This window comes from Georgenia sunbinii (assembly GCF_036421875.1).
In the GTDB taxonomy this organism is placed as follows: domain Bacteria; phylum Actinomycetota; class Actinomycetes; order Actinomycetales; family Actinomycetaceae; genus Georgenia_B; species Georgenia_B sunbinii.
The window spans coordinates 72664-84950 of the sequence record NZ_JAZGOL010000005.1 but is presented as its reverse complement, the minus strand read 5'-3'; the positions used below and the strand labels follow the sequence as shown (position 1 = coordinate 84950).

Annotated in this window: 13 protein-coding genes; 7 read left to right on the top strand and 6 right to left on the bottom strand. The window is 72.9% G+C overall.

The window, feature by feature from the left end; all coding sequences use genetic code 11:
- Nucleotides 1-6: 6 nt before the first annotated feature.
- The 5 genes from V2J52_RS13125 to V2J52_RS13105 are packed head-to-tail and all read right to left on the bottom strand — an operon-like array spanning nucleotide 7 to nucleotide 3709.
- Entirely contained in the window at nucleotides 7-525 is a 519-nt protein-coding gene (locus tag V2J52_RS13125) for a mycothiol transferase (RefSeq protein WP_331228174.1), read from the bottom strand.
- Between the two features lies 1 nt (nucleotide 526).
- Nucleotides 527-1486: an ABC transporter substrate-binding protein gene (locus tag V2J52_RS13120; RefSeq protein ID WP_331228173.1), complete on the bottom strand. Its 960-nt coding sequence runs from the start codon at nucleotides 1484-1486 to the stop codon at nucleotides 527-529.
- The gene (locus tag V2J52_RS13115; RefSeq protein ID WP_331228172.1) at nucleotides 1483-2190 is read right to left on the bottom strand and encodes an ABC transporter permease; all 708 of its coding nucleotides are present in this window, start codon (nucleotides 2188-2190) and stop codon (nucleotides 1483-1485) included. The genes V2J52_RS13120 and V2J52_RS13115 overlap by 4 nt, the downstream gene beginning before the upstream one ends.
- Nucleotides 2187-2888 carry an ABC transporter permease gene (locus tag V2J52_RS13110; RefSeq protein WP_331228171.1) on the bottom strand — a complete coding sequence of 234 codons (702 nt, stop codon included), beginning with the start codon at nucleotides 2886-2888 and terminating at the stop codon, nucleotides 2187-2189. The genes V2J52_RS13115 and V2J52_RS13110 overlap by 4 nt, the downstream gene beginning before the upstream one ends.
- Nucleotides 2888-3709 (bottom strand): ABC transporter ATP-binding protein, encoded by an 822-nt coding sequence (locus V2J52_RS13105; protein ID WP_331228170.1) that lies wholly within the window; start codon nucleotides 3707-3709, stop codon nucleotides 2888-2890. The genes V2J52_RS13110 and V2J52_RS13105 overlap by 1 nt, the downstream gene beginning before the upstream one ends.
- A gap of 80 nt (nucleotides 3710-3789) precedes the next feature.
- Here V2J52_RS13105 and V2J52_RS13100 point away from each other — a divergent pair, with 80 nt between their 5' ends.
- Nucleotides 3790-5274 carry a dihydrolipoyl dehydrogenase family protein gene (locus tag V2J52_RS13100; RefSeq protein ID WP_331228169.1) on the top strand — a complete coding sequence of 495 codons (1485 nt, stop codon included), beginning with the start codon at nucleotides 3790-3792 and terminating at the stop codon, nucleotides 5272-5274.
- A gap of 4 nt (nucleotides 5275-5278) precedes the next feature.
- Here the strand turns inward: V2J52_RS13100 and V2J52_RS13095 are convergent, their stop codons facing one another.
- The gene (locus tag V2J52_RS13095) at nucleotides 5279-5506 is read right to left on the bottom strand and encodes a hypothetical protein (protein ID WP_331228168.1); all 228 of its coding nucleotides are present in this window, start codon (nucleotides 5504-5506) and stop codon (nucleotides 5279-5281) included.
- Between the two features lie 186 nt (nucleotides 5507-5692).
- Between V2J52_RS13095 and V2J52_RS13090 the strand changes: the two genes are divergently transcribed.
- Genes V2J52_RS13090 through mpaC form a run of 6 tightly spaced genes read left to right on the top strand, consistent with a single transcriptional unit; the run spans nucleotide 5693 to nucleotide 12260 of the window.
- On the top strand, nucleotides 5693-6784 hold the full coding sequence (locus V2J52_RS13090; RefSeq protein ID WP_331228167.1) for a glycosyltransferase family 2 protein: 1092 nt from the start codon (nucleotides 5693-5695) through the stop codon (nucleotides 6782-6784).
- The gene (locus tag V2J52_RS13085; RefSeq protein ID WP_331228166.1) at nucleotides 6781-7812 is read left to right on the top strand and encodes an LLM class flavin-dependent oxidoreductase; all 1032 of its coding nucleotides are present in this window, start codon (nucleotides 6781-6783) and stop codon (nucleotides 7810-7812) included. The genes V2J52_RS13090 and V2J52_RS13085 overlap by 4 nt, the downstream gene beginning before the upstream one ends.
- A 14-nt stretch (nucleotides 7813-7826) precedes the next feature.
- Entirely contained in the window at nucleotides 7827-8891 is a 1065-nt protein-coding gene (mpaB, locus tag V2J52_RS13080; RefSeq protein ID WP_331228165.1) for a daptide biosynthesis RiPP recognition protein, read from the top strand.
- Nucleotides 8892-8914: 23 nt separating this feature from the next.
- The gene (mpaM, locus tag V2J52_RS13075) at nucleotides 8915-9775 is read left to right on the top strand and encodes a daptide-type RiPP biosynthesis methyltransferase (protein WP_331228164.1); all 861 of its coding nucleotides are present in this window, start codon (nucleotides 8915-8917) and stop codon (nucleotides 9773-9775) included.
- On the top strand, nucleotides 9772-11046 hold the full coding sequence (gene mpaD, locus V2J52_RS13070; protein ID WP_331228163.1) for a daptide-type RiPP biosynthesis aminotransferase: 1275 nt from the start codon (nucleotides 9772-9774) through the stop codon (nucleotides 11044-11046). The genes mpaM and mpaD overlap by 4 nt, the downstream gene beginning before the upstream one ends.
- Nucleotides 11043-12260 carry a daptide-type RiPP biosynthesis dehydogenase gene (mpaC, locus tag V2J52_RS13065; RefSeq protein ID WP_331228162.1) on the top strand — a complete coding sequence of 406 codons (1218 nt, stop codon included), beginning with the start codon at nucleotides 11043-11045 and terminating at the stop codon, nucleotides 12258-12260. Before mpaD ends, mpaC begins: the two co-directional genes overlap by 4 nt.
- Nucleotides 12261-12287 lie beyond the last annotated feature (27 nt).

Below are 12287 nucleotides of genomic sequence, written 5' to 3'. Positions count from 1 at the left end.
GCGGCGTCAGGTCTGACGGCGGCGCAGCACGCCGGCGACGAAGTTCGCCTGGCCGGCGTGCTCGAGGCAGTCGTCGACCACGCTGACCAGCCGGACACCGAGCGTCACCGGCGGGTCCCAGCCCTCGTCGACCACCCGGTCGAGGTCCTCGTCGGTCAGTCCCCGGACGAAGGCGAGGGTCCGCTCGTGGACGGCGTCGTAGTAGGCGACGAGGTCGGCCGGCGGCACCCCGCTGACCGCGGCGACGTCGTCGGGGCCGTGGCCGTACCCCGTGTCCGTCGACGGCAGCGGCAGCCCGAACCGCTCGTCCCAGCCGGCGGCGGTCCACCGCTGCTCGTCCCCGGCGACGTCGGAGACGTGGTCGTCCTGCACCCGGGTGAGGTGCCACAGCAGCCATCCCACCGAGTTGGCCTCGGGGTCCAGCTGCACGGCGACGTCGTCGACCCCGAGCCCGTCGACGGCCCGGTGCACCGAGCCCTGCACCCGGGAGAAGGCATCGAGCAGCAGCTCGGTCGCGACGCTCATGTCAGCCCACCAGGCCCTGCTCGGCGAGCCAGTCGGTGGCGATGGTCGCCGAGTCGAGCTGCTCCTCCTGGCTGCGGACGTTGAGCGCGATGAGCTCGTCGGTGGTGAGCACCGCGCTGATGGCGTCGAGCGTCGGCGCGAGCTGCTCGGCGAGGTCTGCGTCCACCAGCGGGACGACGTTCTGCGCGAGGATCATGCTCTCCGGGTCCGCCAGGGTGACGAAGTCGCCGGAGGCGAGGTCCGGGTCGGCGGTGTAGATGTCGCCCATGGTGATCGTGCCGTCGCGGATGGCGTCCTTGGTCAGCGGACCGCCGCTGTCACCGATGGCGAGGAAGTCGACCTCGACCCCGTAGAACTCCCGCAGGCCGTCGGGGCCGTAGGGGCGGGCCTCCAGCTCGGCGTTGCCGCCGATGGTGATCGGGCCGTCGTAGTCCGCGAGGTCGGCGAGGCTCTCGATGCCGTTCTCCGCGGCGAACTCGGCGGCGATGTTGTAGGAGTCGGCGTCCTGCGCCTCCGCGTACTCGAGGACCGCGAGGTCCTCGGGCAGTACGTCGGGCAGCTGCGCGGCGACGTCCTCGCTGCTGCGGGCCTCGGTCTCGGCGTCGTAGAACTGCAGCAGGTTGCCGGTGTACTCCGGCAGCAGCTGGACCTCGCCGCCGGCCATCGCCTCGAGGTAGACGTCACGCTGCCCGATCTGGAACTGCCGCTCGACGGCGAAGCCGGCGTCCTCGAGGGCCTGGGCGTAGATCTCGGCGATGATCTCGTTGGAGTAGTACGCCTGCGAGCCGACGACGACGGCCGCCGCGTCCTGCCCGGTCGAATCGTCGCTGGTCGTCCCGCTGTCGTTGCCGGGGGCGTCCTCGTCGAGCGGGTCGCCGGACCCGCAGGCCGACAGCGTCAGCGCGAGACCGAGGACGGCCGAGATCGTCAGGAGCGAGCGGGGGGAACGGTGGTGCGTCATTGGGCGGTTCCTTCCGAGGTGGTCTGTCCGAGCCTGCCAGGAGCGCCACCGATGCGGGAGACGAGTCGCCCCAGCAGCGCGAAGACGCCGTCGACGGTCAGTGCAAGGACGACGATAGCGATCGCGCCGCCGAGCATCTCGTCGTAGCTGCGCAGCGAGATCCCCCGTTGGATGTAGATGCCCAGCCCGCCGAGGCCGACGTAGGCCGCCAGCACTGCGGTCGCGATGATCTGCAGCGTGGCGTTCCGTAGCCCGCCGACGAGCAGCGGCAGCCCGAGCGGGGCCTCGACTCGGCTGAGCACCTGCCACCGGGTCATCCCCATCGCGCGTGCCGAGTCGACGACGCCGCGGTCGACGTTCTCGATGCCGGCGTAGGCGCCGGCGAGCACCGAGGGGATGCCGAGGACGACGAACACCACGGTGGCGGCGACGACGGCGTCGCCCACCCCGACGATGAGCGTGAGCACGGTGAGCAGCCCGAGCGACGGCAGCGCGCGGCCGGCACCCGACAGCCCGACGGCGAGCTGCTTGCCCCGCCCGGTGTGCCCGACGAGGTAGCCGAGCGGCACCGCGATCACCGCGGAGATGAGCAGCGCGACGAGCGTGTAGTAGAGGTGCTCGCCGATCCGGTCGAGCAGCGTGCCGGTGCCGGACCACTGCTCCGGGGCGGTGAGCCACGCGAGGGCGTCGCCGAACAGCGTCACGACGCCGTCCCCGAGGTCAGCTGCAGCCGGTGCGCGGCCCGGGCGGCCCGGCGCGGCCGGCGGTCACGCCGGGCGGTCCACGGCATGAGCAACCGGCCAAGGACCACGAGCACGACGTCGAAGACGAGGGCGACGACGACGGTCGCCACGATGCCGGTGACGATCTCCGCGACGATCCCGCGCTGCAGCCCGTCCATGAAGAGGTACCCGAGGCTCCGGATCCCGACGAGCACGCCGACGGTCACCAGGCTCACCGTGCTCACCGCGACCACCCGGAGCCCGGCGAGCAGCACCGGTCCGGCGAGCGGCAGCTCCACCGCCCAGAACCGGCCCCACGCCGAGTAGCCCTGGGCGGTCGCCGAGGACCGTACCGCCGGGTCGACGGCGTCGAGCGCGTCGGTGACCGACCGGGTCATGAGCGCGACGGCGTAGACCGTCAGCGCGATGACGACGTTGAGCTCGCTGAGGAACCCGATGCCCAGCAGCGGCGGCAGCAGCACGAACAGTGCCAGCGACGGGATCGTGTACAGCAGCCCGACGGCGGTGAGCAGCAGCCCGCGGGTGCGCCGGTAGCGCCAGGCGAGGACACCGGGCGGCAGCGCGAGCAGGAGGCCGAGGGCGATGGGCAGCACGCTCAGCCGGGCGTGGTCGACCGCGAGGTCGGCGACCAGCGCGTAGTTCGCGGCGAACCAGTCCATCAACGCGGCTCCTCGGCGAGGATCCCGGCGGGCCGCCCGTCGCCGTCGATCACCAGCCGGCGCCCGTCGTGGTGCTCGACCCGCAGGGCACGCCGGCCGCGGTCGGCGCCGATGAAGGAGGCGACGAACTCGTCGGCCGGTGCCGCGAGCAGCTCGGTCGGGGTGCCCTGCTGCACGATGATGCCACCGGTGCCGAGGATGACCACCCGGTCGCCGAGCCGGAACGCCTCGTCGATGTCGTGGGTGACGAACACGACGGTCCTGGCCAACGACTCCTGCAGCCGCAGCAGCTCGTCCTGCAGCTCGGTGCGCACGATCGGGTCGACCGCCCCGAACGGCTCGTCCATCAGCAGGATGTTCGGGTCGGTCGCCAGCGCCCGGGCCACCCCGACGCGCTGCTGCTGGCCGCCGGACAGCTGCGCCGGGTAGCGGCCGGCAAGGTCGGGGGCCAGCCCGACCTTGGCCATGAGCTCGCGGCCACGCTCGACCGCCTCGTCCCGGGGCATCTTGTTGAGGCGCAGCACGGTGGTGATGTTGTCCATCACCCGGCGGTGGGGGAGCAGCCCGGCGCTCTGCATGACGTAGCCGATCCCGCGGCGCAGCGGGACGGCCGGCCGGGTGGCGACGTCGGTGCCGTCGATCTCGACGGTGCCGCTGGTGGGGTCGACCATCCGGTTGATCATCCGCAGCATGGTGGTCTTCCCGGAGCCCGAGGAGCCGACGAGCACGGTCACCTGGCGGGGTGGGATGACGAGGTCGAGGTCGCCGACGGCGACCGTGCCGTCGGGGAAGACCTTGCTCACCGACCGGAACTCGATCACGGCTGACCTCCGTCTGATGCGCGTGTCATCCACCGAGCGTAAGGTCCGAAGCAGCCACGGTCGCAACGAAACGAGGCAACATGTCGGAACAGGCAGCGAGCAATGCGCACGGGCAGGTCGCCGAACGGGCCTACGACGTCGTCGTCATCGGTGCCGGCCCGGTCGGGGAGAACGTCGCCGACCGCGCGGTCCAGGGCGGGCTGAGTGCGGTCGTCGTCGAGGGCGAGCTGGTCGGCGGCGAGTGCTCCTACTGGGCGTGCATGCCCTCGAAGGCGCTGCTGCGCAGCGGGGAGGCACGACGGGCCGCGCTCGCGGTCGCCGGCGCGACGGAGGCGGTCACCGGTGGGCTCGACGTCGCCGCGGTGCTCGCGCGGCGGGACTCCTTCGTGTCCGACTGGGACGACGACGGGCAGGTGACGTGGCTCGAGAGCGCCGGCATCGACCTCGTCCGCGGTCACGGCCGGCTGGCCGGTGACCGCAGAGTCGTGGTGAGCGCTGACGACGGCGAGCAGATCCTCGTCGCGCGCCACGCCGTGGCCGTCTGCACCGGCAGCCGGGCGATGGTGCCCGACATCCCGGGCCTGCGTGACGCCCGGCCGTGGACCAGCCGGGAGGCGACCGCCGTGCGGGACGTGCCGGCGAGCCTCGTGGTGGTCGGCGGCGGCGTGGTGGCCTGCGAGATGGCCACCGCGCTGAGCGACCTCGGCAGCGAGGTGACGATGCTCGTGCGCGGCGGGCTGCTCGGCGGGTACGAGCCGTTCGCCGCGGAGCTGGTGGCCGACTCGTTGACCGGGCGGGGCGTGACGGTCCGCCGCGGTGTCGAGGCCGTGCGCGTCGACCGGGACGCCGACGGCGTGCGGGTGCTGTGCGACGACGACACCGAGGTCCGGGCCGCCGAGATCCTCGTCGCGACCGGCCGGGAGTCACGCAACGACGACATCGGGCTGGACACCGTGGGGCTGGCGCGGGCCGCCGACGGGCCGGGCTGGCTCGCGGTCGACGAGACGCTGCGGGTGCTCGACACGGACGGCGGGCCGGTCGACTGGCTCTACGCCGTCGGGGACGCCAACCACCGCAGCCCGCTCACCCACCAGGGCAAGTACCAGGCGCGGGCCGCGGGCGACGTCATCGTCGCGCGCGCGGCCGGCCGCGCTCCGGACGACGCCCCGTGGGGAGCGCACGTCGCGACCGCCGACCACGCCGCGGCCCCGCAGGTGGTGTTCGCCGACCCACAGGTCGCGGCGGTCGGGCTGACGGCCGGCGCGGCCGAGAATGCCGGCTACCGCACCCGCGTCGTCGAGCTCGACCTCGGTTCGGTGGCGGGCTCGGCGCTCCATGCCGACGGCTACCAGGGCCGGGCGAGCATGGTGGTCGACGAAGAGCACCGGGTGCTGCTCGGGGTGACCTTCGTGGGCCCCGACGTCGCCGAGATGCTCCATGCGGCGACGATCGCCGTCGTCGGCGAGGTTCCCATCGACCGGCTGTGGCACGCGGTGCCGGCCTACCCGACGATGAGCGAGGTCTGGTTGCGGCTGCTGGAGGACTACGGCCGGCCCACCCGCTGAGGCGCTATCGCGGCCCGGCCCCCGTGGCGCCGTCGTTCTGCTGACGCGACCGGGCTGCGCCGACCGCCGCTCCGACGAGCATCCCGACGCTGATGCCGATGCTGATGCCGACCCCGAGGTTGCTCAGGGCGAGGCCGAGGCCGAGGCCGCCGACGACGCCGACGACGACGCCGATCATCAACCACACAGCCAGCGTCGGGTTACCCGATGACTCGTTGTTCTCCTCACTCATACGTCGACAGTACGGTGCCGGGCAGCAGGGCGAAAGGCGAGCCGTCCGCGCGCGGTATACCTGCGCCGTCCCGAGACGGACATGGGGAGATCTCCCCACGCGCCCGGGCCCTGCGATGTTGCGGGACAGGGGGACTTAGGTAGCGTCGTCCGCGTTGTCCACCGAGATTCCAACCCGGAAAGCTCCATGTCTCCTCGTGTATCGGTGATCTGCCCGGCCTTCAACCGTGGCGCCGCGCTGGTGTCCACGCTCAGGTCGGTGCAGGCGCAGTCGATCCCCGACTGGGAGCTCATCGTCGTCTCCGACGGGAGCACCGACGAGACGGACGACGTCGTTCGGGACATGAGCCGTTCGGACCCCCGGATCCGCCTGCACCGCGCGCCGCGACACGGCCATCCGTCCGGGCCGTGCAACATCGGTGCCGAGCTGGCCAGCGCGCCCGTCCATGCCTATCTCGCGCACGACGACCACTGGGAGAGCCACCACCTCGAGGTGCTGCTCAGTGCGCTCGGGCGAGACACCGCCCTGGTGTACGGGCGCGCGGTGCGTGAGGACGGGACCGGGCGTTCCCTGGGGACCACGGAGTGGTTCAGCCAGCTCTGGCACCCTGACATCCAGGCGGTCAACGTCCTGTTCGAGCCCGTCCGAGCGCTCTGGTGGGCGGACGCGGTCGCGGAGGTCGGTGGCTGGCGCGAGAGCGCGGAAGGGCTCGAGGACTGGGACCTGTGGCTCCGGCTCGCCCGCGCCGGGCACCGGTTCACGCCGGTCGGCGACGTGACGGCGCGGATCTACGAGAGCCCGAGCACCCGCAAGCATCAGCTCGCGTGCCCGCACGACGTCCCGCTCGCGGTCTTCCCGGACCCGCGCGAGGCGCGCGCAGCGGTGCGCACGCTGACCGATCGTCGCCTGACCCAGCGCTTCCTCGACGCGTACCGCGAGGACACGATCGCCTGGCACCTGTCGCTGCTCGCTGCCCAGCAGTTCGCGATCCCCGACGGCTGGGACGTCCGCCCGGGCGACCTCGAGGAGGCGATCGCGGACGTCGTCGCGCAGGAGGTCCGTGTCTGGGAGTCGTTGCGCGTTACTCAGACCGCAGACGGGTGGCGCGTCGGCAGCGTTGTCGCCACCCAGACGGCTGAGCACGCCGCGCACATCGCGCAGCTGGTCGCCGCCCATATGCCCCGACTGTCCGCCTGTGTCGCAGAAGCGCTCGGCCGGCCCCTCTTGAGCGGGCCGCCGTTCGCCGGGCGGGCCGAGCACGAGGGGGCCGCCGTATGACTGAGCTGTCGATCCTGCTGCCCGCGGCCGAGTCCTCGACGAGCGACGTGCTCTCCTTCGCCGAGCTGATCAGTGACGGACCGGCGCGTCGCCTGTGGCAGGGCCAGACGTCCGCCGCAGACCCGATACACAGCTTCGTCCGCGCCGCCGGCGCCGGCGCGGCCGTCCCCACCGGCGTCGGCGTCACCCTGATGCCGTTGCGCCACCCGTTCGAAGCGGCGGTCGAGGCCCGCTCGCTGGCCCGGCTGACGGGGCGCGAGGCCGTCGTCGGGTACGGTCCGGGTGGCCGGAGCCTGCAGCAAGCCCTCCTCGGCCGGCCGTACCAGCGTCCGCTGCAAGCGACGCGAGAGTATGTCTCAACGGTCGCCGACCTGCTCGCCGGGCGCAGCGTCGACGTCGCGGGCGACTACGTCACCTGCCGCGCCGCGCTGCCGCCTGCTCCGGCGGAGCAGCCCTCGGTCGAGGTCGGTGTCGGGGTGCTGCGCCCCGGCATGGCCCGGGTGGCCGGTGCGTGCGCGGATGTCGCCATCACCTGGTTGACCCCGCCCCGGTACCTTCGCGAGGTGCTTCGGCCGGCCCTCGAGGCCGGGGCGCGTGAGGCAGGCCGCCGCCCCCCGCGGCTCGTCGCCATGGTCCCGCTCGCCCTCGAGGGGCCCGACGTCGATCTTGCCCAGCTGGTCCTGGCCAGCAACGGTGCGCACCTGCGGCGGGAGCACTACCGCGACATGCTCGTGCGGGCCGGAGTCGCGCTGCACCCGCACAACAGCCGGGCCTCCGCCCTGGAGCTCAACCGCTCCGACGGGTTCCTCCACGGCACCGTCGACGACGTCGTCGACGGGCTGCGTCGTTACGCCGACGCAGGAGTCGACGAGGTCGTGCTCAACGCCACCGGGTCCGCCCAGCTGCGAGGCCTCGGCAGGGCACGGGAGGAGCTCGAGGAGATCCTGCTCCGCGCGACCGCGGCAGTGACCGAAGCCGATCCTGGACAACCGTCCCCCTCGCTGCTCGACGGCACCCCGACACGATAAGGAAGCGATCACCGATGGATACCGACAACATCGCCCCCATCGCCCGGCTCATCGCCTGGCACACCGGCGAGGGCGAGGCGGGCGCGAGGCCCGGAGGCACGACGCGGTCACTCGTCCTCAGCGACGCCGGGCAGCTGGAGCCCGCGGTCGCCGCCGGGCTCGTCGGGCAGGACACGGTCGTCCTGCTCCCACCCGGCCTGACGCCCCCCGAGGACGGCCCCGGGCAGGTACTCGTCTACGACGGCCCCATCGCGACGCCGAGCACCGAGATCACCATCGGCGAGGACTTCTACCTCTACTGCCAGGACTACGCGACCAGCGAGTACCTCTCGGTCATCGGTCCCACGATCGTCGGGATCTTCACCGAGGACGACTTCCGCGCGCTGATCCGCGACGCCGACGCAGCCCGCGCCGAGGGGACCATCCCGGAGTTCCTGCGCTCACCGGCCGTGCGGATCGCCAACGTGCCCGCGCTGCGGGGCGCCGTGGGCGACGGCCCCCGCCAACGACTCTTCGTCGGCCCCGACGGCGTGGTGTCGACGTCCACCGTGGGGCGCCGCATCGGTGACGTCTCCGACGGCATGACGACGCTCGAGGAAGAGTGGCTCACACAGAACACTGGCAGCGCCCACCCGTGCGCGGTGTGCCTCGGCGGAGCAGTCGCCGAGGACGTGCGCAGCGACGCCGTGGCACAGCGACCGTGGCTCGGTCGCTACCTCACCGTTCTCGACACCGTCCGGGAGCTCGCGGTCCGCGGGGTCGCGGACGTGAGCTTCTCCGGGTTCGGCGGCCGGCTCAACGACGGGCTCACGCGTGACCCGGGCCTGGCGGACGACGACGGCGCCGACCGGCCGCTGCTCGCCTGGAACGACCACGAGGCATTCCTGCGCGACCCCGTCCGCAGGAAGACGTTCCGGTTCAACCGGGACGCGGCCGAGGCGGTGGAAGCAGTCATCGCCACCGGGTCGGTCGAGGCTGCCGCCACCCTCGTCCCGCAGTCCGCCGCCGCCCGGGCGGCCGACCAGCTGGCGGCCTACGGCCTCAACGCAGCAGCAACCGGAGAGGTGGTCAACGTATGAGTGTGGCAGGAGCGATAGGGGCCGTGGGAGCCGGCGGCTGGGCCGCGACGAGCGCGGCCATCGTCGCGGCGCGCAGATCCCTGGCGGAGCGGATCTCCGGCGAGGCGAAGGAGAGGCTCGACGCGCTCGGTGACCGCGCCGTCACCGTCGACCTGTACTCCGCGGGCGGCGCCGACGTCTACCACGCGATCACCAAGGGCGACACCTCGGAGGTCAGGGAGCTGCTGGCCCTGCTCCGCGAGGCCGACGGGCCGGTGCTCGAGCTGGCGGCGGGAACCGGCCGGCTCACCCTGCCGCTGCTCGCCACAGGCCGGGAGGTCACCGCGGTGGACCTGTCGGACCCGATGCTGGCGATCCTGCGGCGCGAGCTCGCCGAGCTGCCCGAGGAACGCTCGTCGCGCTGCAAGGTGGTGCGCTTCGACATGGTCCATTTCCGCATCCGGCGACGCGGTGGCTTCGGTGCAGCCATCCTCGGTGGCAGCTCCGTCTCGCTGCTCGACGCCGACGGCCGGCGAAAGACCTTCCGGCGCGTCCACGACCACCTTGCCCCGGGGGGCCTGTTCATGGTCTCGACGGCGGAGGAGGGCCGCGGGGACGAGGCCGGCGCAGCGCAGGGCGAGGAGACCGTCGCCCATGCGGAGGACGGCTCGACCGTCTACGAGTACTGGCCCGAGGGCGGGGCCGAGCGTGTGGTCACCGTGTTCCCCCCGACCCCGCCCGAGGGACCGGTGCCCGTCTACACCACGACCATCGGGGTCCTGCCCACGGCCACCCTCAGTCAGGAGCTGACCGAGGCCGGCTTCGCGGTCCGCGGCGTGCATCCCGTGCGTGGCGCAGATCCTCGCCACCCGATGTCCATCGTCGCGGCGGTCAAGCCGGAATGAGGGACCGATCGGCCCTGTGGCCGGCTCTGCTGCCACCCTCGCAGCACGGTCGAGCCGACCTGCGTGCGGTGGCCGCGCACGGGACCCGCATCAGTTTCGCGGACGGTACGACGCGGCTGTGCGGGACCAGCGGCCTGTGGAACGTCAACCTCGGTTACGGCGACCCCGTCGTGGCCGAGGCCGTGTCCGAGGCGGTGCGCGACGCGTCGTACCTCAGCACCTTCCGCTACGAGAACGACTACGCCCGCCGGGCCGCCGACGAGCTGGTTGCGCTCTGCGGAGCGGACCGCTATCACCGCGTCCTGTTCAGCACCTCGGGCGGCGCAGCGAACGACCTCGTGATGAAGCTGGCACGCCAGTACCAGCTCATCGCCGGCCGGGGCAACGCCCGGCTCGTCGTCGGCCTCCGCGGGAGCTTCCACGGGCTGACGTTCGGCGCGCACGCGCTCACCGGCGAGGACCTGGGGCAGGCCGCCTACGGCATCGACCAACGACTGGTCCGGCACGTGCCGCCGAACGACACCGAGGCGCTACGAACGCTGCTCGGCAGGGCCGGTGAGGCGATCGCCGCCGTCGTCGTCGAACCGGTGCTCGGGACCGGCGCCATCCCCCTCGAGCGGACGTACGTCGAGGAGCTGCTGCGACTGCGGGACGAGCACGGCTTCCTCCTCGTCGCGGACGAGGTCGCGACCGGCTTCGGCCGCACCGGCGTGCCGTTCGCCTCCGGGGGCTGGCCGGCGGCACCGGACATCCTCGTGCTCTCCAAGGCGCTGACCAACGGGGCCGCGGCCGCCTCCGCGGTGCTGCTCGGGCCTCGGGTCGCAGACGCGTTCGTGGCGGCAGACCTCACCCCGGCGCACGCCGAGACCCAGGCAGGCACGCCCCCGAGCATGGCGGCGATCAGCGCTGTCATCGCGCGCGTCCAGGAGCTCGACCTGTTCACCTCGGCCCGTCGGCTCTCGGCGCACCTCGACCTCGGGCTCCGCCGGCTGACCGGGCAGCCGTGGGTCGCCGATGTCACCGGCGCCGGCTGCTTCCGAGGCATCCAGATCCACACGGACGACGGCGAGCTGCTACCCGCCGAACGGATCGGCGAGGTCGTGCGGAGCATCGCGGTGGCCGGCGCCGTGGTCCACCCGGGACTGCACGGCATCCAGCTCGTGCCTCCGCTCGTGGCCACCGAGGCCGAGATCGACGAGCTGCTCGATTGCGTCGTCACCGGTGTGGAGATGTACCTCAAGGGCTCGGGCGTGGCGGTGACGGCGTCATGATCGCACTGTCCTTCCAGCAGCCGGAGGTGCTGACCGGCCTCGGCGGTCTGCCCGACTGGCTGGCCGCACACCAAGGAAGCCGCGTCGAGGTCATCGTCGACGGTGCGGTCCTCGACGGCGTGGGGGAGTCGGTGCTGCGGATCCTGCGCCGCCGACGGGAGACGACCGTCCACGTGACCGTGCCGCCGGACCCGGGCAATGGACGCGCGCTCGGCCTGGCCTGGCTGGACGCTGCGCTCGCCGGACCGGCCCCGGACGCGATCGTCGCGGTCGGCGGCGGGCGGATCATGGACGCGGCCAAGCTGCTGGCCGCCTGCCTCTCCGAGTCGTCGGTCCGTCCTCGCCTCGAGTCCGGCGAGCGCTGCGGATGGACTCCGCTGCCCCGGTCCTCAGCCGCACGCATCCCGCTGGTGGCGGTCCCGACGACGCTGGGGACCGGCAGCGAGATGAGCAGGTTCGCGTGCTTTGACGAGCCCGCGGGCCGCAGGCTCGTCCAGAGTGATCTCCTCCGGCCGGACCTGGCCCTGCTCGAGCCGACGGCCACCAGCCAGCTGGGGCCGGCGAGAGTCCTGGAGAGCATCCTCGAGATCTTCGCCCGCACGGCCGGGCCGTACGTCGGCACGACGGCGTGGAAGGCGACGCAGGACCGGGTCTCGGAGACGATCTGCGCCCGCCTGGTCGAGATCGGCACGCAGGTGGAGATCAGCGGCGAGGTGAGCGACGAGGTCCGCCAGGACCTCGCTCATCTGAGCGGGCTGACGCACAGCCAGTGGCTCAACCACGGCCGCGACGCGTTCTCCGACGCGTCGTGGTTCCTGGCGGCCGACCTCGCCACGGCTGCCGGCTCGTCCAAGGCGAGCGCGTTGGCCACGCTGCTGCCTCACGCGTGGCGCACGGACACGCCTGAGGAACCGCTCGTCGCCGCGGACCGGGTCGTTGCACTGTGGTCGGCGGTGACCGCGGCAAACGGTGGTCTGCCACGGTCGCCGGCTGACGGGCTGCGGGCGCTGCTCGATCGCTGGGAGCTGCCGCGCCGGCTCGTTGCCGACATCGGCAGCGCCGAGCTGACGCGGCGCACCGTGCGGCGGTGGAGCGGCGGCCTCCCCATGCTTGCTCGGGTCTCCGGCGGCACGATCGCCGGCCTGTACGACGCGTGCCTGGAGCGCGCGGCGGAGGCAGGGACCCGGGCGCAGACCCTCACCGCGACGCGGTGAGTGCACGACCCGATCACGAAGAAGGGA